The organism is Nisaea sediminum, assembly GCF_014904705.1.
GTDB lineage: Bacteria > Pseudomonadota > Alphaproteobacteria > Thalassobaculales > Thalassobaculaceae > Nisaea > Nisaea sediminum.
Genome location: NZ_JACZCQ010000005.1, coordinates 152,002 through 174,960 on the forward strand (window position 1 = coordinate 152,002; position 22,959 = coordinate 174,960).

General features: G+C 63.7%; 19 protein-coding genes. 8 read left to right on the forward strand and 11 right to left on the reverse strand.

Annotated elements, in window-relative coordinates; genetic code table 11:
- Window positions 1–106: 106 nt before the first annotated feature.
- Together IG122_RS11240 and IG122_RS11245 are read left to right on the forward strand one after the other, a co-directional pair.
- Window positions 107–673 carry a peroxiredoxin-like family protein gene (locus tag IG122_RS11240; protein WP_193183518.1) on the forward strand — a complete coding sequence of 189 codons (567 nt, stop codon included), beginning with the start codon at window positions 107–109 and terminating at the stop codon, window positions 671–673.
- 115 nt (window positions 674–788) lie between these two features.
- Window positions 789–1,658, forward strand: coding sequence for an LpxL/LpxP family acyltransferase (locus tag IG122_RS11245; RefSeq protein WP_193183520.1), 870 nt, complete (start codon window positions 789–791; stop codon window positions 1,656–1,658).
- Window positions 1,659–1,668: 10 nt separating this feature from the next.
- On the opposite strand, the gene IG122_RS11250 is transcribed toward IG122_RS11245, so the two are convergent.
- A complete protein-coding gene (locus IG122_RS11250; RefSeq protein ID WP_193183523.1) occupies window positions 1,669–3,486 on the reverse strand; it encodes an ABC transporter ATP-binding protein in 1,818 nt (605 codons plus the stop codon).
- A 241-nt stretch (window positions 3,487–3,727) separates the two neighbouring features.
- On the opposite strand from IG122_RS11250, the gene IG122_RS11255 reads away from it, so the two are divergent.
- Genes IG122_RS11255 through IG122_RS11275 form a run of 5 tightly spaced genes read left to right on the forward strand, consistent with a single transcriptional unit; the run spans window position 3,728 to window position 10,829 of the window.
- Window positions 3,728–5,311, forward strand: coding sequence for an ABC transporter substrate-binding protein (locus IG122_RS11255; RefSeq protein ID WP_193183525.1), 1,584 nt, complete (start codon window positions 3,728–3,730; stop codon window positions 5,309–5,311).
- 27 nt (window positions 5,312–5,338) lie between these two features.
- Window positions 5,339–6,295: an ABC transporter permease gene (locus tag IG122_RS11260; protein ID WP_193183527.1), complete on the forward strand. Its 957-nt coding sequence runs from the start codon at window positions 5,339–5,341 to the stop codon at window positions 6,293–6,295.
- Window positions 6,296–6,308: 13 nt separating this feature from the next.
- A complete protein-coding gene (locus IG122_RS11265; protein WP_193183530.1) occupies window positions 6,309–7,136 on the forward strand; it encodes an ABC transporter permease in 828 nt (275 codons plus the stop codon).
- A complete protein-coding gene (locus IG122_RS11270; RefSeq protein ID WP_193183532.1) occupies window positions 7,133–8,797 on the forward strand; it encodes an ABC transporter ATP-binding protein in 1,665 nt (554 codons plus the stop codon). Before IG122_RS11265 ends, IG122_RS11270 begins: the two co-directional genes overlap by 4 nt.
- Before the next feature lie 16 nt (window positions 8,798–8,813).
- Complete coding sequence (locus tag IG122_RS11275) at window positions 8,814–10,829, forward strand: CocE/NonD family hydrolase (RefSeq protein ID WP_193183534.1); 2,016 nt, start codon at window positions 8,814–8,816, stop codon at window positions 10,827–10,829.
- Between the two features lie 7 nt (window positions 10,830–10,836).
- Here IG122_RS11275 and IG122_RS11280 read toward each other — a convergent pair whose 3' ends face one another.
- From IG122_RS11280 to IG122_RS11320, 9 genes are all read right to left on the reverse strand, one after another.
- Window positions 10,837–12,681: a methyl-accepting chemotaxis protein gene (locus IG122_RS11280; protein WP_193183536.1), complete on the reverse strand. Its 1,845-nt coding sequence runs from the start codon at window positions 12,679–12,681 to the stop codon at window positions 10,837–10,839.
- Between the two features lie 214 nt (window positions 12,682–12,895).
- Window positions 12,896–13,378 carry a F0F1 ATP synthase subunit B family protein gene (locus IG122_RS11285; RefSeq protein WP_193183538.1) on the reverse strand — a complete coding sequence of 161 codons (483 nt, stop codon included), beginning with the start codon at window positions 13,376–13,378 and terminating at the stop codon, window positions 12,896–12,898.
- Window positions 13,378–13,971: a F0F1 ATP synthase subunit B family protein gene (locus IG122_RS11290; protein ID WP_226893506.1), complete on the reverse strand. Its 594-nt coding sequence runs from the start codon at window positions 13,969–13,971 to the stop codon at window positions 13,378–13,380. Before IG122_RS11290 ends, IG122_RS11285 begins: the two co-directional genes overlap by 1 nt.
- Before the next feature lie 76 nt (window positions 13,972–14,047).
- Window positions 14,048–14,272 carry an ATP synthase subunit C family protein gene (locus IG122_RS11295; protein WP_193183540.1) on the reverse strand — a complete coding sequence of 75 codons (225 nt, stop codon included), beginning with the start codon at window positions 14,270–14,272 and terminating at the stop codon, window positions 14,048–14,050.
- A gap of 77 nt (window positions 14,273–14,349) precedes the next feature.
- Window positions 14,350–15,072 (reverse strand): F0F1 ATP synthase subunit A, encoded by a 723-nt coding sequence (locus IG122_RS11300; RefSeq protein WP_193183542.1) that lies wholly within the window; start codon window positions 15,070–15,072, stop codon window positions 14,350–14,352.
- Between the two features lie 12 nt (window positions 15,073–15,084).
- The gene (locus IG122_RS11305; protein ID WP_193183544.1) at window positions 15,085–15,456 is read right to left on the reverse strand and encodes an AtpZ/AtpI family protein; all 372 of its coding nucleotides are present in this window, start codon (window positions 15,454–15,456) and stop codon (window positions 15,085–15,087) included.
- Between the two features lie 180 nt (window positions 15,457–15,636).
- Entirely contained in the window at window positions 15,637–19,110 is a 3,474-nt protein-coding gene (gene smc, locus IG122_RS11310) for a chromosome segregation protein SMC (RefSeq protein ID WP_193183547.1), read from the reverse strand.
- Between the two features lie 38 nt (window positions 19,111–19,148).
- Window positions 19,149–19,766: a DsbA family protein gene (locus IG122_RS11315; protein WP_193183548.1), complete on the reverse strand. Its 618-nt coding sequence runs from the start codon at window positions 19,764–19,766 to the stop codon at window positions 19,149–19,151.
- A 113-nt stretch (window positions 19,767–19,879) separates the two neighbouring features.
- The gene (locus tag IG122_RS11320) at window positions 19,880–20,434 is read right to left on the reverse strand and encodes a DUF721 domain-containing protein (RefSeq protein WP_193183550.1); all 555 of its coding nucleotides are present in this window, start codon (window positions 20,432–20,434) and stop codon (window positions 19,880–19,882) included.
- A gap of 65 nt (window positions 20,435–20,499) precedes the next feature.
- Between IG122_RS11320 and mutY the strand changes: the two genes are divergently transcribed.
- Window positions 20,500–21,552, forward strand: a complete 1,053-nt coding sequence (gene mutY / locus IG122_RS11325; RefSeq protein ID WP_193183552.1) for an A/G-specific adenine glycosylase — start codon at window positions 20,500–20,502, stop codon at window positions 21,550–21,552.
- A gap of 33 nt (window positions 21,553–21,585) precedes the next feature.
- Here mutY and IG122_RS11330 read toward each other — a convergent pair whose 3' ends face one another.
- Complete coding sequence (locus IG122_RS11330) at window positions 21,586–22,761, reverse strand: hypothetical protein (RefSeq protein ID WP_193183554.1); 1,176 nt, start codon at window positions 22,759–22,761, stop codon at window positions 21,586–21,588.
- Between the last annotated feature and the right edge of the window lie 198 nt (window positions 22,762–22,959).

A 22,959-nucleotide genomic window follows, 5' to 3' on the forward strand; every position in this document is an offset into this window, starting at 1 on the left:
CCTTTGCGCGGACGAGACCCGTTCCGTTTTCGCAGCTATGTCCTTGTTGTTTTTTGGAATGAATGTTCCATAATCAATTGAACGCTCTATCCCAAAGGAACATCCCATGTCGCAGCTCACCCCCCTATTTCCCCGCAAGCCGGTTCCCGCATTGTCGGTCCCGACTCTCGACGGCAGCACCTGGAGCCTTGCCGACTCCAAGCCTGAAAATTTCACCATGGTCGTCGTCTATCGCGGCCTGCATTGCCCGATCTGCGGCAACTACCTGAAGGACCTCGACCGCAAGCTCGCCGACTTCAGGGAACGTGGCGTCGAGGTCATCGTGCTCTCCAGCGACGACGAGGCGCGCGCCAAGCAGGCCAAGGAAGACTGGAAGATCGAGAATCTGACCATGGGCTACGGCCTGACGCTGCGGAAGGCGCGCGAGTGGGGACTTTACGTTTCCTCCGGCCGTGGCAAGACCTCGGTCGGCATCGAGGAACCGAACCTGTTCGTCGAACCCGGTCTTTTCCTGATCCGGCCGAACGGTGAGCTGTATTTCGCCACGGTTCAGACCATGCCGTTCGCGCGGCCGGACTTCGGCGCGATCCTGAAGGCCCTCGATTTCGTGATCGCGAAGGATTATCCGGGCCGCGGCGAGATCATCGACATTCCGGCCGAGGCCGCCGAGTAACCTCGAACCCGACCGGAGGCTGCCCGGCAGCCTCCGGTTCCGGCACCGAGCGAGGTCAAATCCGCTGGCACGGTGCCCGGCCATGCGCTACTAGGGCTGCGTGACCGTTCATCCTTTGAAAAAACTGCGCTTCCGGCTCGAAGCCTGGCTCGTCCGGGGCCTGCTCGTCCTGCTGCGCCAGCTGCCGCTCGATTTCTCGTCCTGGCTCGGCGGCGCCGTCATGCGCGGTATCGGGCCCCTGCTGCCCGCGCACAAGGTCGCGCGCCGCAATCTCGAACGCGCCTTCCCGGAGAAGGACAATGCCGGGATCGGCCGCATCCTCACGGGCATGTGGGACAATCTCGGACGGACGGCCGGCGAATACCCCCATCATGTGACCATCGCGCGCGAGGCCGGCCGGCGCGTCGAAATTCGCGGCACCGACATGATCGAGGCGTTCGCCGGCAATCCGCGGCCGGCGATCTTCGTCTCGGCGCATCTCGCCAATTGGGAGATCATGCCGATCGTCGGCGCCCTTCACGGCGTCTATCTGAGCTCCGTCTACCGCCGCCCGAACAATCCCTATCTCGCCTCAGTGTTCGAGGACCGCCTGACGCATCCGCAGATGAGCCTGATCGCCAAGGGACCTTCGGCCGGACGCGAATTGCTGCGGGTTCTGAAACAGGACCGGCCGGTCGCGATGCTGATCGACCAGAAACTGCGCGAGGGGATCCCGGTTTCGTTTTTCGGCCGCGAGGCGATGACGCCCAGTGCCTTCGCCGAATTCGCGCTCAAGCTCGGCTGCGATGTCGTCCCGACCCGGATCGAACGGCTCGGCGGTGCGCATTTCCGGCTGAGCGTCCTGCCGCCGATTGAAAAGCCGGACACCGGAGATCACGCGGAAGACGTCAGGCGCCTCACGCAGGCCGCGACGTCGGTGATCGAGGAATGGGTCCGCGAAAGGCCCGCCGAGTGGTTCTGGGTCCACAAGCGCTGGCCGGACTGACGCGGGACGCCTATTCCCCCGCCTTGGCCGCGTGATCCGCCGGCCCGAACTGCAGGCCGTGCAGATGCGCATAGAGCCCGCTTTTCGCGATCAGGGCCGCATGGTTGCCGCTCTCGACCACCTTGCCCGCGTCGAAGACATGAATCACGTCGGCATGCTGGATCGTTGAGAGACGGTGCGCGATGACCAGCGTCGTCCGGCCCTTCATCAGCTCGTTCAGCGCTCTCTGGATCTGCCGCTCGGACTCGGTATCGAGCGCGCTGGTCGCCTCGTCGAGCAGCAGGATCGGCGCGTCCTTCAGGATCGCCCGGGCGATCGCGAGGCGCTGGCGCTGGCCGCCGGAGAGCTTGGTACCCTGCTCGCCGATCACCGTCTCGTAGCCGTTCGGCATCGCGGAGATGAACTCGTCCGCCGCCGCCGCCCGCGCCGCCGCGCGGACTTCCTCGTCGCTGGCGTCGAGCCGCCCGAACCGGATGTTGTTGATCACGCTGTCGTCGAACAGGACCACGTCCTGGCTGACGATCGCGAGGGCCTCCCGGAGGCTTTCAAGGGTCACGGTCCGGATATCCTCGCCGTTCACGCGCACCGTCCCGCTCGCCGGGTCGTAGAATCGCGGGATCATCGAGAAGACCGTGCTCTTGCCGGCACCGGACGGGCCGACCAGCGCGGTTACCTTGCCCGACGGCGCCTCGAAACTGACGCCTCTCAGCGCAATGTCCCGCTCCGCATCCTCGCCGGCCTCGTAGGAGAACCGGACATCGTCGAACACCACCGAACCGGCCATGCGCGGGAGCGGCTTCGCGTCCGGCGCGTTGCGGATCGAGGACTTGCGGTCCAGCAGGGCGAAGACCCGCTGGGCCGCCGCGAGACCTTCCTGCAGGTTGGTGTTGATCTTGCCGAGCGCGCGCAGCGGCTGATAGGCCATCAGCGTCGCGGCGATGAAGGAGAAGAACGCGCCCGGAGAGGTCTGCCCCTCGATCACCCGTGCGCCGCCATAGAGAATGACCGCGGCCACCGCGACCCCGCCGAGAAAATCGATGATCGGCTGCGGCGCCGCCTTCACCCTGACGCCTTTGTAATTGAGCTTGAAGAGACGCTCGACGAGCTGCTGGATCCGGCCCGCCTGATGTGCCTCGAGACCGTAGGACTTGATCATCCGGATGCCCTGGAAGCCCTGCGTCAGCAGCGTCGTCATCGAGCCCATCTCCTGCTGCGTCTCCGCGGAGACCCGGCGCATGCGCTTGCCGAGCTGGCGGATCGGATAGGCCGAGAGCGGCGCCACGACGAAGGTTATGCAGGCGAGAAGCCACTCCTGATAGAACATTACCGCGACCAGGAAGATCACCGAGAGACTGTCCCGCCCGAGCCCGACCAGCGCATTGGCGACTGCGTTGCGCATGGTGTTGATGTCGAAGGTGAAGTGCGAGATCAGCGTCCCGCTGTGCCGGTCCTGGAAAAGTCCGAGGTCGAGATTTATCAGGTGCCGGTAGAGCCGCGCCTGGGTATCGGCGACGACGCGCTGCCCGACATAGCCGACCAGAACTTCCTGGGCGTATGTCGCCACGCTCTTCACGAAGAAGGTGGCGATCACGGCGCCGGCGACCAGCCATAGCACCGACAGATCCTTCTCGATGAAGATCTTGTTCACCATCGGATCCATCAGCCAGGCGGAGGCCGCGGTCGCCCCGGCAACGAGGACCATGCAGATCAGGGCAAGGAAAAGCCGGGCCATATACGGCCGGACGAGTTCCCGCACCACACGCTTCATGAGCGAGAGCGAGGCCTCGTCCGTCAGGCTGACTTTCGTGCGATCCGATTTGCGCGACATGCGACCCCTTCCGAGCGATTCCGGGCCCTTCCTTACAACAGGCCGGGGCCGGGCCGCCATCGAATTGAACTCCCGGCAATTCTCGCGTCCTGCGCGAAACCCCAAGCGACATTGTTGATTTAAATCCGACTTCCCGTACTATTGACCCGTCGAATATGCGGTCGGTCGCGACCCAATCGGTGCCAAACAAAGCAATCAAAAATGCATGGCGCCTCAAAAAGTGAGCAAACAGGAGGCTCTCATGACATCCAACAAGAAGCTGGCAGCACCGCTGTCCGCCGATGTTTCCCGCCGTGGTTTCCTCGGCGGCACGGCCGCGCTCGGCATCACGGCCGCATCCACGTCCGCACTCATGGGCCGCAAGGCCTATGCCGCCAAGAAGGGCGGCCATCTGCGCGCCGGCATCGGCCACGGTTCGACCACCGACTCCCTCGACCCGGCGACCTGGGAGAACGGTTTCTCCCTCTCGATGGACTACACGCTGTTCAACCATCTCGGCGAAGTCGATCACACCGGGGGCGTGAAGCCGGAACTGGCGGAAAGCTGGGAAGCCTCGCCGGACGCCAAGACCTGGAGCTTCAAGCTGCGCAAGGGCGTCGAGTTCCACAACGGCAAGAGCCTCGAGGCGGAAGACGTCATCGCCTCCATCCAGTACCACATGGGCGAGGACACGAAATCGCCGGCCAAGTCCCTGCTGAAGCAGGTGACGTCCATCAAGGCCGACGGCAAGAATGAGGTCGTGATCGAACTGGAATCCGGCAATGCCGATTTCCCCTATGTCATCAGCGACTATCACATCGCCATCAAGCCGTCGAAGGACGGTAAGATCGATCCGACCGGAGGCATCGGCACCGGGGGCTACGTGCTCGAGAGTTACGAGCCGGGCGTCCGCTTCATGGCGAACAAGAACAAGAACTACTTCAAGTCCGACCGGGCCCATTTCGACCAGGTCGAATTCATCACCATCATCGATCTCGCGGCGCGCCAGAACGCGCTGACCACCGGCGAAATCGACATGATGGACCGCGCCGACCTGAAGACCGTGCACCTGCTGAAACGCAAGCCCGGCATCAACGTCATGGAGACGGTGGGCTACAAGCACTACACCTTCCCAATGCGGACCGATACGGCGCCGTTCGACAACAACGAGCTGCGGCTGGCACTGAAATACGCGCTCGACCGCGAGGAACTGGTGAAGAAGATCCTGCGCGGCCACGGCGTGATCGGCAACGACCACCCGATCAGCCCGACCAACCAGTATCATGCCGACGGTCTGGCGCAGCGCAGCTACGATCCGGACAAGGCGAAGTTCCACTTCAAGAAGGCCGGCATGGACGGCACCGTCATCCAGCTCTCCGCAGCCGACGCCGCCTTCCCGGGCGCGGTCGACGCCGCCGTGCTCTACAAGGAGCATGCGGCCAAGGCCGGCATCAATATCGAGGTCGTGCGCGAGCCGAACGACGGCTATTGGTCGAACGTCTGGATGAAGAAGGGCTGGGGCGCCTGTTACTGGGGCGGCCGTCCGACCGAGGACTGGATGTTCACGACCGCCTATGCGGCCGGTGCGGACTGGAACGACACGTTCTGGAAGCACGACCGGTTCAACGAGCTGCTTCTCGCGGCCCGCGCCGAGCTCGATAGCGACAAGCGCCGGACGATGTATTACGAGATGCAGGAAATCGTCAGCAACGAAGGCGGTGTCGTCGTGCCGATGTTCGCGAACTATGTCTTCGCGGCCTCGGACAAGATCCTGCCGTCCGAGCAGATGGCCGGCAACTGGGAGCTCGACGGCGCCAAGTTCGCGGAACGCTGGTCCTTCGCGTAAACCCGCGACGATCCGGAACAGAGTTCCATGGCTCAGATCATGAAAATGGTGGCCCAGCGCTTTGCGCTGGGCTTCCTGACGCTTTTCGTCGTCTCGCTGATCATCTTCCTCGGCATCGAGCTTTTGCCGGGCGATATTGCCGAGGAAATCCTCGGTCAAAGCGCGACTCCCGAAACCGTGGCCGCCTTCCGGCGCGAGCTCGGCCTCGATGTGCCGGCGCACATCCGCTATGTCGAATGGCTCTGGAACATGCTCCAGGGCGACATGGGCCGCTCACTGGCCAACAAGCGCGAGATTTCCGAACTGATCGGCCTGCGCTTCGGCAACACACTGTTCCTCGCCGTGACCGCTGCTGCGATCTCCGTGCCTCTGGCGCTCACGCTCGGCGTCCTCGCGGCGCTCTACCGCTATTCCTTCTACGACCGCGCGGTGAACGTTGTGACGTTGAGCTCGATCTCCTTCCCCGAATTCTTCGTCGCCTACATCCTGATCTTCTTTCTCGCGGTGACCTATCCCGTGTTCCCGTCGATCGCCAATATCAGCGACGCCACGCCATTCTGGGAAAAAGTCTACAAGGTCCTGCTGCCCGCACTGACCCTGACTCTCGTCGTGGTCGCGCACATGATGCGGATGACCCGCGCCGCGATCATCAACCTGCTCGCCAGCCCCTATATCGAGATGGCGAACCTGAAGGGGCTCTCCCGCGCCCGCATTATTGTCAAGCACGCCCTGCCGAACGCGCTGGCGCCGATCATCAACGTGGTGGTGATCAACCTCGCCTACCTGATCGTCGGCGTGGTCGTCGTCGAGGTGGTGTTCGTCTATCCGGGGCTCGGCCAGCTCATGGTCGACTCGGTATCGAAGCGGGACCTTCCGGTGGTGCAGGCCTCGGCCATGATCTTCGCCGGGACCTACGTCCTTCTCAACCTGCTCGCGGACATCCTGTCGATCCTGACAAACCCGCGCCTGCTGCATCCGCGCTGAGGGAGGAGAGAACATGGACGCCACTCTCAGACTGCTTCGAAGCGCGCCGCCGACGGCGCTGTTCGGGCTCTTCATCATCTTCGGCTACAGCTTCATCGCGATCTTCGCTCCGGTCCTCACGCCCTACGGCGAGACCGAAATCGTCGGGGCTGAGTTCGAGCCCTGGGGTGAAGGCTTCGTGCTCGGCACCGACAGCCTCGGCCGCGACATGCTCACCCGGCTCATCTACGGGGCGCGGAACACGATCGGCATCGCTTTTCTGACCACCGCGCTCGCCTTCCTCCTCGGCTCCGTCACCGGCTTTCTGGCGGCAACAATCTCGGGCTGGGTCGACCAGCTGATGTCCCGCGTGGTGGACGTGCTGATGGCGATTCCTGCGCTGATCTTCGGCCTTCTCGTCCTGACCATCGTCGGCACCTCGATCACCAACATGGTTCTGGTCATCGCGGTGCTGGAATCGACCCGCGTCTTCCGTCTCGCCCGGGCCGTGGCCATGGGGATCGTCGTGATGGATTATGTCGAGGCCGCGCGCCTCAGGGGCGAGGGTCTCTGGTGGATCATGACACGCGAGGTGCTGCCCAACGCCCTACCGCCGCTGGTGGCGGAGTTCGGCCTGCGCTTCTGTTTCGTCTTCCTCTTCATCAGCGCCCTCAGCTTTCTTGGCCTCGGCATCCAGCCGCCGACCGCCGACTGGGGCTCCATGGTTCGCGACAACGCGACCCTCATCACCTTCGGCGACATCACGCCGCTGATGCCGGCCGGGGCCATCGCGCTGCTGACGGTCGCGGTGAACTTCGTCGTCGACTGGTTCCTCCACAAAGCAAGCGGATTGAAGGAATGAGCGAGCATAGCGACAGGGATATCCTCGTCCGCATCCGCGGGCTGCGTATCGAGGGCCAGAGCGGCGACCACTGGAACGAGATCGTGCACGGCGTCGATCTCGACCTGCACAAGGGAGAGGTCCTCGGCCTGATCGGCGAGTCCGGCGCCGGCAAGTCCACCATCGGTCTCGCTGCGATGGGCTTCGCCCGCGACGGCTGCCGCATCACCGGCGGCGAGATCGTCTTCGACGGCACCGACCTCGCGAAGGCCGGGGAGGACGAGAAGCGCAGGATCTGGGGTGCGCGCATCGCCTATGTCGCGCAAAGCGCGGCGGCGGCCTTCAATCCGGCGCACCGGCTGATCGACCAGTTCACCGAAGCACCGGTTCAGCACGGGCTGAGCAGCCGCGCCGAGTCCGAAAAAGAAGCGAAAGCCCTCTTTGCCCGGCTCCAGCTTCCGGATCCTGACGGCATCGGCATGCGTTATCCGCACCAGGTTTCCGGCGGGCAGCTGCAGCGCGCGATGACTGCGATGGCGATGTCCTGCAAACCGGACCTGATCATCTTCGACGAACCGACAACGGCGCTCGACGTCACCACCCAGATCGAGGTTCTGGCGGCGATCCGCGATGCGGTCGAGGCCTTCGACACGGCGGCGATCTACATCACACACGACCTCGCCGTGGTGGCCCAGATGGCCGATCGGATCATGGTGCTGCGCCACGGCAACCTGGTCGAAGAGGGCGAGACCCGGGCGATGCTGGCCTCCCCGAAGGAGGACTACACGCGCGACCTGCTCTCGGTGCGCAGCTTCCGGCGCCCGGAACATCCCGTACCGGCCGGGGAGCAGCCGTTGCTCAAGGTCGACAATGTGACCGCGGCCTATGGCGACGTGCCGGTGCTGCATGGTGTCTCTGTCGATATCCACCGCAAGCGCACCGTGGCCGTCGTCGGCGAATCCGGCTCGGGCAAGAGCACGCTTGCCCGTGTCATTACGGGCCTGCTTCCGGCGAAGAGCGGGGCGGTCAGCTATGCCGGCGACGAGATGCCGCTCGGCTACAAGCAACGCGGCAAGGACCAGCTTCGCCGCATGCAGATGATCTATCAGATGCCCGACACTGCGCTGAACCCGCGTCAGCGCATCCGCGACGTCATAGGCCGCCCGGTGAGTTTCTATCTCGGCCTCTCCGGCAAGCAGCTCGAGGAAAGAGTGCGCGAGTTGCTGACCATGATCGAACTCGATCCGGACGAGTATATCGACCGCCTGACGACGGAACTTTCCGGCGGACAGAAACAGCGGATCTGCATCGCCCGCGCCCTCGCCGCCGAGCCCCAGCTCATCATCTGCGACGAGGTCACGTCGGCACTGGACCAACTCGTCGCGGAAGACATCCTGAAGCTGCTGCAGCGCCTGCAGGACGAGCTCGGGCTTGCCTACATGTTCATTACCCACGATCTCGCCACCGTCCGCGCGATCGCCGACGAGGTGGTGGTGATGTATCAGGGCAAGGTGGTCGAGCACGGGCCGAAAGCGGAAATGTTCAAGCCGCCGCACCACGACTATACCGATCTCCTGCTCTCGTCCGTACCGGAGATGGATCCGGACTGGCTCGACAAGCTGCTCGCGGAGCGCGCGGAGCTGGCGAAGCAGGGCCGCGTGCTGAAGGCGGCCGACCACTAAGAAAGAGGCGCATCCGATGAAGACCGTCGGCCAGTTCCCGCACCAGGTGCGGGAAATAGAGAATACGTGGATCACGCTGACCGACGGCTGCCGCCTCGCGGCCCGGATCTGGCTGCCGGAGGGTGCGGAGCAGGCCCCCGTCCCGGCGATCCTCGAATATCTTCCCTACCGCAAGCGCGACAGCACCTCGGTGCGCGACGCCCTCACCCATCCCTATTTTGCCGGTCACGGCTATGCCGCGATCCGTGTCGACATGCGCGGCAACGGCGAGTCCGACGGGATCATGGAGGATGAGTACCTGCCGCAGGAGCAGGACGATTGCCTGGAGGTGATCGACTGGCTGGTCGCGCAGCCTTGGTGCTCCGGCGCCGTCGGCATGATCGGGATCTCCTGGGGCGGCTTCAACGGACTGCAGGTCGCCTTCCGCCAGCCCGAGGCCCTGAAGGCCGTCATCACGCTCTGCTCGACGGACGACCGCTACGCCGACGATATCCACTACAAGGGCGGAGCCATGCTGACCGAGAATATGGGCTGGTCCTCGACCATGCTCTCCTACTCGTCCCGCCCGCCGGACCCGGCCCTCGTCGGCGAGAGCTGGCGCGAGACCTGGCTGAAGCGGCTTGAGGCGGAGCCGCTGCTGATCGCCAACTGGCTGAAGCACCAGACCCGTGACGCGTTCTGGAAACACGGCTCGATCTGCGAGGATTACGAGAAGGTCGGCATTCCCGTCCTCGCGGTAGGCGGCTGGTCCGACGCCTATAGCAACGCGGTGCCGCGGATGCTGGAGAAGCTCACCGGCTTCCGGCGCGGCATCATCGGCCCCTGGCTGCACAAATATCCGCATTTCGCCGTGCCGGGCCCGGCCATCGGCTTCCTGCAGGAGGCGCTGCGCTGGTGGGACCAGTGGCTGAAGGGCATCGACCGCGGCGTCGCGGCCGATCCCATGCTCCGGGTCTACATGCAGGCCTCCGTGCCGCCGAAGGCCGCCTACGCGGTCCGCGACGGCCGCTGGTGCGCCGAACCCGCCTGGCCCTCGCCGAACGTGACGCCTGCGCGCTTTCACCTGGCGGACGGACGTCTCTCGACAACGGCAGAGACCGAGGGGACGGCGACCGTGCGCTCGCCCGAAACCGTCGGACAGGCCGGCGGCGAATATTGCATGATCTGGCTCGGCCCCGAAGGCCCGACCGACCAGCGCGTCGACGATGCCGGATCCCTCTGTTTCGACACGGCGCCGCTGGAGAAAACTGTCGAAATTCTCGGCGCCGCGGAACTCGACCTCGAACTCGCGAGCGACAAACCGGTCGCGCATCTGATCGCGCGTCTGAACGACGTCGCGCCGGACGGCACCTCGACCCGGATCACCTATGGCGTGCTGAACCTGACCCACAGGAACAGCCACGAGGCGCCGGAAGCGCTCGAGCCGGGGCTCGCCTACCGCATCCGTCTCAAGCTCGACGACGTCGCCTATGCGGTGCCGGAGGGACATCGCATCCGGCTCGCGCTCTCGACCAGCTACTGGCCGATGATCTGGCCCGCACCCGAGGCCGCGACGCTGACCCTGACGACGGGGACAAGTGCACTCACCCTGCCGGCGCGGCTCCCAGACGCCCAGGCTGCTCCCTACGAGCCTTTCGAAGAGGCCGAGGCCGCGCCTCCGCTGGAGAAAGAAATTCTGCGCCCTGCGACAAACACGCGGACGGTGATCACCGACGTGGAAAGCGGCCTTCAGCGGATCGAGATCTTCGACGATTTCGGCCGTGACAGGATCGTCGAGCTGGATCTGACCACCGGACATATCGCCCGCGAGCTCTATACGATCCAACCGGGAGATCCTCTCAGCGCCCGAATGGAAACGCACTGGAGCCAGGAGCTCTCGCGCGGCGACTGGCAGGTCGCAACGGAGACCTATTGCACGCTCACCGGCGATGCGACGCACTTCCATGTCACAGGCCGGATCGAGGCCTATGAAAGCGGCGCGCTGATCTTCAAGAAAGATTTCGAGGAATCGGTCCCGCGCGACTTCCTCTAGTCCGGATTTATTCCGCCGGGCTGGTCCGGATATCGCGGAAGAAGTCGGAACTCAGGCTGCGGAGCCGGCGGCTGAGAGCGCTCAGCGCCTCGGATGTCGCATCGACCTCCTCAGCGACCTCCTCGCTCTTGCCTGTCGCCGCGGCGAGACGGGCGATGCCTGAATTGACCTTGTTGGAGGCTTCCGCGGCACTGTCGGCGCTGTGCGCGATCGCGCGGGTCGCCTCCGTCTGTGCCTGCATGGCGCCGGCAGCTTCGCGGGCGTTCCTGTCGATCGCGGCAACGCTCTCCGCCGCCTCGGCAATGGCGCCCGCCGCCGCGTTGATGACGGCGCGCATCTCCACAACCTGACGCGAGATCTGCTGCGCCGCGTCCTCGGTCTGCCCGGCAAGCGACTTGACCTCTCCCGCGACGACCGCGAAGCCCTTGCCCATTTCTCCCGCACGGGCCGCTTCGATGGTGGCATTCAGCGCCAGGAGATTGGTCTGGTGGGCGACGGAACTGATGATGTCGACGAAGCCGTCAACCTCGGCCGCGAGATCGGTCAGCTGCGCGACCGTCGCTGTTGTCCGTTCAGCCCGCTGCGAGGCCTCTGCCGAGGAGACCGCCGCTTCGTCGATAACACGGCCGAGCGCCGCAATCGACTGATCCAGGGAAGCCGCCGCTTCAGACACGCTGCCGGCACCGTTCGCTGCGGTTCCGGAGGCCGACCGCGCCGTCTCCGCGCTTTCCGCCGCTCCGGAAACCGCCTCCCGCATTTGCCGCGTAACCTCTTCCATCCGCTGCGTCGCCTCTGCGACCTCGGCGAGAATGCGGTTGATCTCCGTATCGAAGGCGCGGAGCACCTCCTCGCGGCGCGCCACTTCGGCGGCTTGCGCCTCATGCGCGGCGACGGTCCGATCCTGCAGAAGCGCGTTCTCCTCGAGCACGGTCCGGAACTGATCGACCCGCCGGGCGATCGTACCTATCTCGTCCGAGCGTTCGAGATAGGGCACGTTTGTCGCCTCCTGCGACGCGACCGCCCGGATCGCCTGTGTCACCCTTTCGAGCGGCCGGGTGACGATCCTGCGGCCCGTGAAATAGGCGGCGACGATGGAGAGAACGGTACCGGCCACGGCGAAGGCCGCGAGCAGCGCCCGGGCACGCTCTGCGAAGGCGGCAAGCTCCTCCTCCGTGGCGCGGATCTTCTCATTCTCCTCGATCAGGGCGTTGCGCACCTGCTCGGCCGCCAGCGCTTCGTCGGCAAGCTGCCCTTTCAGCAGTGCGACGCGCTGCTCCACGCCGCCCGAATTGAACAGATCCTCGATCTTTCGCTCGGCCTCATCGGGGGTGATGCCGGGAATGCGGAGTTCGCGGACAGCTTCAGTATATTCGCCGCTCTCGAAAATGCCGAAGGAGACGGCGGTTCCACCCTCGAATGGCTCTACCGCGAAGGCGCCGGCCTTCTGAACGTCCCGGCGCTGCTTCCGCTGCTTGTAGCGGGCGACGATCGCATCCCGCCCCGTATGGATCTCCTCCCGCGCACCGTTTTCCAGCGCCCAGACCTGCAATTCTGCGGCCGGATTGACTTCGAGGCGGCGCGGGATCTCGAAATAGGCCTGCTGAAGCTTCATGACCTCGGCGCGCAGGTCCTGGTTCATGGCCCGGAGAAGTGCGGCGCGCGCCTCTTCCTGGACCGAGACCATCGAGAAGATCTGGAAGATGGCGATCAGCAGCCCCGCGAAGACAAGGGCGGTGGTCGCGGCGGCGGAGACGACGAGCTTCGTGCTGATGCGCGCGCCAAGCCCCTTTCTCCGTGCCGTCTCATCGACACCGGTATTCGTGTCGCTGCGGTCGAGGGCGAAATCCGTCATTGATGTCTCGCACTGCGTGGGCGAGCGGGCCGCAAATCAATGTGTTCGAACGATGCGGCGCGCCGGGTTGCTTCGGCTCGATTTAGAAGCGGCAGGCCAGCTATACAAATGACTCTTTTGTGGAGAAAACCGGCAATACAGATAAAGATTTACAGGTACTGCGCATAAAAAAGCCCCGCCGAAGCGGGGCTCTTTCGTGACTCGTTCGAGTGGTTTACTGGAGACGGCCCGGAAGCTCGTCCACAGCGCTTTTCAGGATCTTGGCATTGACCTCGGGGGTCACCTTGTCCGCAAGCAGCTTGCCGGTCGCCGCCATGGCAAGCTCGACCGCCTGATTGCGCACATCCTGCAGGGCCTGGGCCTCGGCGCGAGCGATCTTCTCGGCCGCCTGTTCTTCCCGGCGCTTCAGGGTCTCGGCGAGGTGCTCCTTCGCGTCCTTGCGGATGCGGGCGGCCTCTTCCTTGGCGTGGGAGACGATCTCCTCGGCTTCCTTGAGGGCGTCACGCTGCAGGCGCTGGTAGTTGGCGAGAGCCGCCTGGGCGTCTTCGCGCAGAGACTCGGCTTCCTGCAGCTGAGCCGCGATGGCAGCGGATTTCTCGTCCAGCATGCCGCCGATCTTCGAGACCACCGGCTTGATCGCCACGACGACGAAGATGACGAAGGCAATCGCGACCCAGAAAGTCGGATCCTGGAGCATTATTTTGCCTCCATCGCTGCGGCCACGGCCTTGTTGAGCTCGGTCTTGGTAACCTTGACACCGATCAGCTTCTGCACCGCTTCACCGGCAACCTCGCTCACCACGTCCTTGACGTTGGAGAGAGCCTCGGTGCGCGCGGCCTCGATCGTTGCCTCGGCTTCCTTGACCTTCTTCACGGCGGCGGCATCCGCCTCGGCCTCGGCCTTGGCATTCGCCTTGGAAGCTTCTTCCTTGGCCGCGCCGACCAGTTCATGGGCCGAGCCGCGGGCATCGGCCAGCGCCTTCTCGTAATTGGCCTGAACCTCTTCGGCGTCCGCCTTCAGCTTGCCGGCCTTGTCGAGATCTTCCGCGAGCTTGCTGTGCCGTTCTTCAAGCACGTACTCGATACGCGGGATCGCGATCTTCGTCATCGCGATGTAGAGCACGATGAACGTGACGAAGAGCCAGAAGACCTGTGTCGGGAACGTACCGATATCGAGCTGCGGCAGAGTCCCGCCGCCACCATGATCGCTGGCAGCCAGCGCACCTTCGGTCGCCAGAGCGAGCGCTCCGGTGATCCCGAACGCAGCCGAGTTCTTGAGATAGCGTGTCATGCCGCCGTCCAATTCCGTTCCAGTACTCACTTGAAACCGCGGAAGCCGGCCGGAGCCGGCTCCCGGAAAACCGGTCTTAGGAGAACAGGATGAGGAACGCGATCAGCAGCGCGAACAGCGCGACGGCTTCCGTCAGGGCAAAGCCCAGGATGCCGATGCCGAAGACTTCACCGCGGGCCGCCGGGTTGCGGGCGATGGAGGCAACGAGCGTGGAAAAGATGTTTCCGATACCAACGCCGACACCCATGAGGGCGATAACAGCGATACCGGCGCCAATCATCTTCGCGGCTTCAACGTCCATGATCTAGTCCTTCCTTTGGATCACGTAGTTCACAAAACGGGCCGGTCACCCGGCCCGCGTTCAGTTCGTCTCAGGCCTCAGTGCAGATGGATCGCATCGTGCAGGTAGAGGCAGGTGAGAATGGTGAAAACGTATGCCTGAAGCACCGCCACCAGGATTTCGAAGGCGGTCAGTGCCACAATCAGGGCAAGGGGTGCAACCCCAAACACGCCGAGGGCGATGACGAAGCCGCCGAACACCTTCAGCATGGTGTGGCCGGCCATCATGTTCGCGAAGAGACGAACGGAGAGGCTGACCGGACGCACGAAGTAGGAAATCACCTCGATCGGGATCAACAGCGGCGCCATGTAGACGGGCGCGCCGGACGGGAAGAAGAAGGTGAAGAAGTGCAGGCCGTGGCGCGCGAGCGCGATGATCGTCACGCCGATGAAGACCACGAAGGCCATGGCGAAAGTGACGATGATCTGGCTCGTCGGCGTGTAGCTGTAGGGCAGCATGCCGAAGAGGTTGCAGGCCAGGATGAACATGAAGAGGGAGAACACGAAGGGGAAGTACTTGCGTCCCTCGCTGCCGACATTGTCCTTCACCATATTGGCGATGAACTCGTAGGAGAGCTCGGCCATCAGCTGCCAGCGGCCCGGAACCAGGCGGCGTCCGCTCATGGACAGCGTCAGGAACGCGGTCACGCCAGCGATCGCCAGAACCATCCAGGCGGCGGAATTGGTGAAGGAGAGATCGACACCGCCGACCTCGATCGGGATCAGCGTTTTCAGCTCAAACTGTGCGACCGGTGATGCCACGCCTCGTTCCCCTTACTCGTCCCCGGCCTGTCCGTCAGACCGTTTGTTCGTCGAGGACCGCTTGTATCCCACCTGCAACCCCTCTCCCGTCGCGGCGCGGTAGACATTCATCATGCCGCCGGCAGCGCCCAGGAAGAAGAACAGTATGAGCAGCCAGGGAGCGGTCCCAAGCCAACTGTCCAAGAGGTACCCGATACCGGCCCCGACGCCGACGCCGGCAACCAGTTCGACGCCGATCCGCATCGCCATGCCGAGACCTTCGGTGGCGACCGAACCACGCGTTCCCTTCGGCCCGCTCTCTCCCTGATCCTCTCCCCGGGCCCGGCGCAATCTGGCATCCAGATCGTCCAGCGAGGGAGGATCGCTAGGTTTTTCACCTGTCATGGAGCGATCCCGAACGGCCGAAGCCGGTGAAGTACCCCGCTTCCGCAGGCCTGACCCGCAAAAGCGCCGCAAACATACGGAGGCACCCTCCCCCTGTCAAGGCGGAAGCCGCAGCGCGAAAAAGCCTACAACTAATTGATTTCAATAGATTTTAAAGAAGGTGCGGCAGACCGCCACCGGCTAACTCGCGTCTCGGAGCTCGACCGCGCCCGCCAAATCGACGGAAACCAGCTGGCTGACGCCCCGTTCCGCCATGGTCACGCCGAACAGCCGGTCCATGCGGGCCATGGTCAGACGATGGTGGGTAATGACCAGGAAACGCGTACCCGTCTGCTTGCTGATTTCCTGCAAGAGGGTGCAGAAGCGGTCGACGTTGGTGTCGTCGAGCGGCGCGTCGACCTCGTCGAGCACGCAGATCGGCGAGGGGTTGGTCAGGAAGGCGGCGAAGACCAGCGCCACCGCGGTCAGTGCCTGCTCGCCGCCGGAGAGCAGCGACATGACCTGCATCTTCTTGCCCGGCGGGCTCGCCATGATCTCGAGGCCTGCATCAAGCGGATCGTCGTCCTCGACCATCTTCAGATGCGCCTGCCCGCCACCGAAGAGCCGGGTGAAGAGATCCTGGAAATGGGCATTCACCCGATCGAATGATTCGAGCAGGCGCTGGCGGCCTTCGCGATTCAGGGTCTGGATTGCGCCGCGCAGCCGGGCGATGGCCTGGATCAGGTCGTCGCGCTCGCTCTCCATGCCGGCGATTCTCTCCTCCAGCTCCGCAACCTCCTGCTCGGCCCGCAGGTTGACGGCGCCGATGCGCTCGCGCTCCTGAGTCAGGCGCTCGAGCCGCCGACTGACCTCCTCGGCATCCGGCAGCGGCGCTTCCGGATCGATCCCGGCTTTCTCTAGGATCTCGTCCGGGCGGCATTCGAGCCGCTCGAGGATCCGTTCGCGCAGGGCGGCGATGGCCTGATTGACCTGCTCCAGCACGCCTTCGGCGCGGATATGCGCCTCGCGGGCCTCGGCCAGTTCGCGGTCCGCCTGCCGCGCCGTCTCGTCTGCCGCGCGCTGCCGCGCTTCGGCCTCCGCCAGCACGTCGGCCGCAGTCTTTCGCTTGGTCTCGGAGGCGGAAATGGAAGAAATCAGGGTGTTGCGCTGCTTCTCGATCTCCGCCGGGCGCGCGTCCAGCCGCTCTATCTCGGTTGTCTCGGCGACCTGGCGCTCGGTCAGTTCCTCCTTGCGCGCCGCCGCCCGCTCGTTGCGGTCGGACCAACTCTTGATCTCGCCCTCGATGGCGGAGAGGCGGGTGCGGCGGGCCTCGGCCTCGCGCATCAGCCTGTCATGCGCGCTGCGGGCTTCGGCCAGCGCATTGCGCTTGTCGGCGAGTTCCTGGCGGTAGCCGGCGCTCTCGGCCCGGAGCCTGGCGACATCGTCGAGCTCGACCTCTGCCGCCTCCGCCTGCGTCCGCTGCCGCTCCGCCTCCTCGATCTCGCCCTCATACCTGACCTTCGTATCGTCGAGCGCGGAGAGCTTGGAGTCGATTTCGGCCAGCAGCGCCGCCAGCTTTGCCCGCCGGGTGCGGGCCGTCTCGTTCTCCTGAAGCGCGGTCCGCATCGCCTCGCGCGCCGCCTTCTCGGCTTCGACAGCCTCGCGTTGGGAGACGCGCGCCGCCTCGAGTTTCTCCGCCGCCGCCGCGCGGGTCGTCTCGACCCCGCCGATCTCGTTCTTCAGCGCCGCCAGCCGGTTGCGCTGCTGCAGACGCACGGCGGCGCTGCTCGGCGCGCCGGGCGCGGTGACGAACCCGTCCCAGCGGCAGAGCCCGCCGTCGCGGCTGACCAGACGCTGGCCGTCCTTCAGGGCCGGCTGCAGCTTCCGCGCGGTCTCGAAATCCTCGACCACGCCGGTCGCCGCGAGCCGGCGCGAGAGAGCGGCCGGCGCCTTGATGCGGGCGGCGAGCGGCTCGACGCTGTCGGGCAGCGCGGCGCCGGACGGCGTGCCGGAAACCCCGCTCCAGTAGCGTTTCTGGGTCGCCTCGCCCTCGACCAGCGGCGCGGTCAGGTCGTCGCCGAGCGCCGCGCCGAGCGCGGTCTCGTAGCCGGGCTCCGCCGAAAGAGCATCGAGGATCGGGGCGGCATCGCCCTCCTCTCCGTCGCCGGCGAGGATCTGTTCCAGCGCCGAGGCTTCGGCGGTCAGCCGTGCCAGCCCCGACTCGACCTCCTGCAGGGCCGCGCGGGCGGTACTTTCCGCCTCGGACGCCTCGTTACGCGCGGTTTCCGAGGTCTCGGAGGCCTCGCGGGCGGCTTCCAGCGCCGCTTCCGAATCGGTGACGGCCTTTTCCGCCGCCTCGACCTCGCCGGGTCCCGCCGCCGAGTCCTTCAGCCGCTGGCGGTCCTCCTCCAGCTTCTCGATCTGCCGGGTCAGCCGCTCGACCTGCTCGCGCGCCATCCGCGCCTGGCGCTGCAGGCTGGCCCGCCGCGCTTCGGTGGTCGCGATATGTTCGGTCATCTCGGAGAGCCGGGTCTCCAGCGCGTCGGCGGCCCGGTTGATCTCGGCAAGTGCTGCGCTCGCCTCCGCCTGCGCCTCGGCCTCGCCCTCACGGGCGGCGGCGATCTCTTCATGTTCGACCTGCAACCGCTCCAGCGCCTCGGCCGCGTCCACCGACAGCGAGAGTTCGCGCTCGAGGTCGGCGGCGATCTGGCGGAGACGGGTCTCGGCCTCGCTCTTCGCCGTGACGATCCGGCGCTCCTCGTTGTCGAGTTCGGCCCGCGCCAGGGTCAGGCGCTGCAGTTCCGCAGCAGCCGCCGCCTCGGCCTCGCGGAGCGACGGCAGCGTCGCCGCGGTCTCGGTCTGCACCGTACTCGCCTCGGCCGCCTTCTGCGTCGCCGCAGCAACCGCGTCCGAGGCCTCGGCCAGTACCTTGCCGGCGGCGGCCCGCTCCTCCTTGGTCGCTTCCCAGCGGCGGTGCAGCAGGACCGATTCGGCGGAGCGGATCTGCTCGGCGACGGTGCGGTAGCGTTGCGCCTGCTTGGCCTGCTGGCGGAGGCCGTGGAGCTGGCCCTCCAGCGCCTTCAGCACGTCCTCCAGCCGTTCGAGATTGGTTTCCGCCGCCCGGAGCCGGATCTCGGCCTCGCGCCGCCTTGTATAGAGACCGCGGATATTGGCGGCCTCTTCCAGAAGAATGCGCCGTTCGGACGGCTTGGCGTTGATGATGGCGCCGATCCGGCCCTGGCTGACCAGACCGGCGGATCGGGCGCCGGTACCGGCATCGGCGAAGAGGAGCTGCACGTCGCGGGCCCGGACCTCGCGGCCGTTGACCCGGTAGGCCGAACCCTTGCTGCGCTCGATCCGGCGGATCACCTCGAGTTCGGGCGAATCGTTCAGCGCCGCCGGGGCTGTGCGGTCCTCGTTGTTCACCAGGAGCGCGACCTCGGCGAGGTTGCGGGCCGGCCGGTTGGAGGTGCCTCCGAAGATGACGTCGTCCATCTCTCCGCCGCGCATCTGCTTGGCGGAGGTCTCTCCCATCACCCATCTGAGGGCCTCGACCAGATTCGACTTGCCGCAGCCGTTCGGCCCGACAACCCCGGTCATGCCTTCCTCGATCACGAGCTCGGTCGGATCGACGAAGGACTTGAAGCCCGAAAGACGGAGTTTGGAGAGATGCACCCGTTAGACGCTCCTCAATGCCGGTCCCGCGCCGTGCCTCAGAGCGCGGCCGAGATCGCCTCCTCGAAGGACTCGAAGGTGAACACACTGTCGAGCTTGCGTCCATTCATCATGAAGGAGGGTGTCGCGGTGATGCCGAGGTCCCGGCTCGCCGTCAGGCGCTCGTTCAGGATGTAATCGATCAGCTTCTCGTCGTTCATGCAGTCCTCGACCTGCTTCTCCGAGAGGCCGGCAAGCTTGCCGAGCTTGACCAGAGCGCCATAGGGATCGTTCGCCCGAGACCAGGCCTCCTGCTTCTTCATCAGGATTTCGACCATCGCGAAGTAGCGTTTGCCTTCGAGGCAGCGCGCCATGGCGGAGGCCCGGAGCGCCCACTGGTCGAGCGGGAAGTCCTTGAATTCGAACCGGATCTTGCCGGTGTCGATATAGGCTTCCTTCAGCTTCGGCAGAACCTCGGTATGGAAGCGCGCGCAGTGCGGGCAGGTCATGGAGAAATATTCGGTGATCAGCAGCTTTGCGTCCGGATTGCCGAGAATCCGGGGCGCGGTCGCCTTCTCCATGTCCACGCCCTCGGCCAGCGCCGGCAGCGGCAGCATTCCCGCCACGGGCGCGATCAGGCCCAGACCCAACACAAGATTTAGTGTTCTACGGCGCACTTATTGCCTCCTGTTACAAGATGTTGAAATTCTAGTGCGGCTTTTCCCCGCCCGCAACCACCTGAAAACGCGGCTTCCGGCCGCCACGCCGGACACTCTGCTGAGCAATCATGTCAGGAATTGGTCCGTTTTTTCACGTCGCCGTCAGCGCTTTTCGCCTTGGAGCGGGCGGCGACGGCCTTTCCGAGATCCTCCAGCGCCTGCCGGAGATCGCTGCGCCCGACCCCGGAAACGCTCTCGTGGATCCGGCTTTCCTCCTGCGGGGCGAGCGGCCGCAGCTTCGGCCGCGTGCTCTCCCGGCGCTTCGGCAACGGGCCTTGCTTCAACGCGATTCGCGCGATGGCGCTGTACCCGAAGACGGTATTGATGCGTTCGATGATCTGCGGGATCTGGTGCTGCACCTCGAGCGCCGCCGCGCCCGCGACCCGCAGATGCAGGGTGCCGCCGCCGGTCGATCCGCGGGCGAAGGCTAGCTTTTCCGGTGCGGTATCGAGCGCCAGCACCTCGCCAACGATGGCGGGCCAGTCGCTGACGATGCGCGATTCGGTGAAGCCGCGCCGCCGCATCGCCTTGTCGCCGAGTCCCGGCGCGGCGGCGGCGACCCGCGTCAGGCCGCTGTAATGGCGCCTTGCGCGCGCCGTTTGCTCCTTGGTGCCGTCGTCAGCCATTGCCGCCTTTCCCTCCTGCCCTAATGTAAGGGCTCCGGCCAAAGACCCAATGGAAATTCGCTGAAGTGTCCGCGCCCGCGTCCCTGCCCGCCCTGCTGCTCGACTGGTACGACCGCCACCACCGCCGCCTGCCCTGGCGCAGCGCGCCGGGCGGGACGGCGGACCCGTACCATGTCTGGCTGAGCGAAATCATGCTGCAGCAGACCACGGTCGCTGCCGTCGGCCCCTATTTCACCCGCTTCCTCACCCGCTGGCCGAACGTCACCGCGCTGGCCGACGCGCCGATCGAGGACGTGCTCGCCGAATGGGCCGGGCTCGGCTACTACGCCCGCGCCCGCAACCTGCACAAATGCGCCACCGTGGTGCGCGACGCGCATAAGGGGCGTTTCCCCGAGACCGAGGAGGGCCTGCTTGCACTGCCGGGCGTCGGCCCCTATACCGCCGCCGCCATCGCCGCCATCGCCTTCGACCTCCCCGCGACCCCGGTCGACGGCAATTTCGAGCGGGTCATGGCGAGGATGCACGCCGTCGAGACCCCGCTGCCGGACGCCAAGCCGGAACTGAAGGCGCTCTCCGCCGCCCTCACGCCCGACCATAGGCCCGGCGACTATGCCCAGGCGGTGATGGATCTCGGCGCCACGATCTGCACACCGCGCAAGCCGAAATGCCTGACCTGCCCCTGGAACCACGCCTGCGAGGGCCGGATTGCCGGCATAGCGGAGGAACTGCCGAAGAAGAAAAAGAAGGCGCCGAAGCCGACCCGCAAGGGCGTCGCCTTCTGGATCACGAACGGCCGCGGGGAGATCCTGCTCCGCCGCCGCCCGCCAAGCGGGCTCCTGGGCGGCATGGTCGAGATCCCGTCATGCGAGTGGAAGGAAGAGGAGCAGCCGCTGAACCGCGCCCTCGCCCAGGCGCCGGTTCGGACCGAATGGGTGAAGCTGCCGGGCATGGTCCGCCACACCTTCACGCATTTCCATCTGGAACTGGAAGTCTATCGCGGCCGCGCCACGGGCTCGAAACCGGCGGACTGTTTCTGGCATCCGGTCGAGAAGGTCGGGGATGCAGGTCTGCCGTCGGTGATGGCGAAGATCGCGAAACATGCGCTGAGGCATGTGTGAGAAACAAAACCCAAAAAAGTAACTCACTAGATTTCAAATTATTTTCTTCACCCAACTCATAACTGCGTTTCCGAATTTGATCCCCACAATAGTTCCACCAGAAACGCCGAGAGCAACCGGATAAGGAAGCGCGACTCCAACGCCGGCAAACATTTCCACGCCGGCCGTCGCAACAGCAAAACACATATATGCAGTCGCGGACTTAAGACTTAACTCCGACATAGGATTCAATACTTTCTCAAAGAAAAAATCTCTAATTTCTTTTATTTCGCCAGAGGTTGAATCGATGTAATTTTTATCTGATTTTTCACTTATTGCATAAATTGAATTTTTCAAATTTTGCAATTTAACATAGAAAACCTCAATGTTGTCTATTAAATCTCTTTGTTTTGGGTCATTTGGGTTTATATCGCGAATCGCTGACAACGCAACTCGTGCCGTGTCTAGCGTCACATTTATATCATCTAAAATTTTTTCTTTTCTCTTATAGAAATCTTCAGGGACATTAATTGATAAGAAATCTTTTTTATTATCAATTGAATCATTTCTATTCTCTGAAAAATCATTCCGCTTCAATTCAATCGCATTGCTAGGCTCTTCTTTTGAAACACTAACCTGTCCGCTTTTAATTCGAGCAAGGTCATGATAGATTACCTGCATTGAATGGAGAATTTCAGAAAGATTTCCATCAATCTCATCAATTTCAATTTGGTAATCCGTGATTTTCGGATTCTCATCCAAATTCTTTGCGCGATCATCAATGATTTTATAGAATTTCTCGGTACTTTTATTGCTATTATATGGGGGAAAAGAAGAAATAAAATTTACGACATCAGTATCAACCTCTGGAAATACTCCTTGAAGGGAGACTTTAATCATCTCCTCCCATTTATCCCTCGGGGAATGCATATAATGTCTTTCAATCCTCCCTCTATGATTGGAATTTAAATAAAATAATACGACATACCGCACATCATCGGAAAAATCCCTCCAATATTCCAAAATATTCCTCAGAACACCTGAATGAAATCGGCATTTTTCATCTATTATTTGACAATTTTGTATTACCTTAACTTCGTAAAATCGCCTCCTACTGGAACTACCGAAGTTCAACTCTGGGAAAGATTTTCTAAGCATTCTTAAATACGGATCCTTAGATGATCCGCTTAAAGTATTTTTTAAAACAGAATTCCCGCTTTTCATGCTCACCCCGCCGTCTCGCATCTTTGATTCACAGACAGCTACATCTCAGCGCTTAATACAAAATTCCACTTATCAAGGTTAATCAAACCAGACCGAAAAATCAGCTAGTTATCGCCTCAACCTCAAAAAGCCATTCTCAAACTTCACGCAGCTCACGCGTCGTAATCGCGACTGATCAACTGAATGCTCTGCGGCTCGCCAAAC

Coding starts and splice junctions, on each gene's coding strand:
- IG122_RS11240 (WP_193183518.1), top strand. CDS start 107: ATGTCGCAGCTCACCCCCCTATTTCCCCGCAAGCCGGTTCCCGCATTG.
- IG122_RS11250 (WP_193183523.1), bottom strand. CDS start 3,486: ATGTCGCGCAAATCGGATCGCACGAAAGTCAGCCTGACGGACGAGGCC.
- IG122_RS11255 (WP_193183525.1), top strand. CDS start 3,728: ATGACATCCAACAAGAAGCTGGCAGCACCGCTGTCCGCCGATGTTTCC.
- IG122_RS11260 (WP_193183527.1), top strand. CDS start 5,339: ATGGCTCAGATCATGAAAATGGTGGCCCAGCGCTTTGCGCTGGGCTTC.
- IG122_RS11265 (WP_193183530.1), top strand. CDS start 6,309: ATGGACGCCACTCTCAGACTGCTTCGAAGCGCGCCGCCGACGGCGCTG.
- IG122_RS11270 (WP_193183532.1), top strand. CDS start 7,133: ATGAGCGAGCATAGCGACAGGGATATCCTCGTCCGCATCCGCGGGCTG.
- IG122_RS11275 (WP_193183534.1), top strand. CDS start 8,814: ATGAAGACCGTCGGCCAGTTCCCGCACCAGGTGCGGGAAATAGAGAAT.
- IG122_RS11280 (WP_193183536.1), bottom strand. CDS start 12,681: ATGACGGATTTCGCCCTCGACCGCAGCGACACGAATACCGGTGTCGAT.
- IG122_RS11285 (WP_193183538.1), bottom strand. CDS start 13,378: ATGCTCCAGGATCCGACTTTCTGGGTCGCGATTGCCTTCGTCATCTTC.
- IG122_RS11290 (WP_226893506.1), bottom strand. CDS start 13,971: ATGACACGCTATCTCAAGAACTCGGCTGCGTTCGGGATCACCGGAGCG.
- IG122_RS11295 (WP_193183540.1), bottom strand. CDS start 14,272: ATGGACGTTGAAGCCGCGAAGATGATTGGCGCCGGTATCGCTGTTATC.
- IG122_RS11305 (WP_193183544.1), bottom strand. CDS start 15,456: ATGACAGGTGAAAAACCTAGCGATCCTCCCTCGCTGGACGATCTGGAT.
- IG122_RS11320 (WP_193183550.1), bottom strand. CDS start 20,434: ATGGCTGACGACGGCACCAAGGAGCAAACGGCGCGCGCAAGGCGCCAT.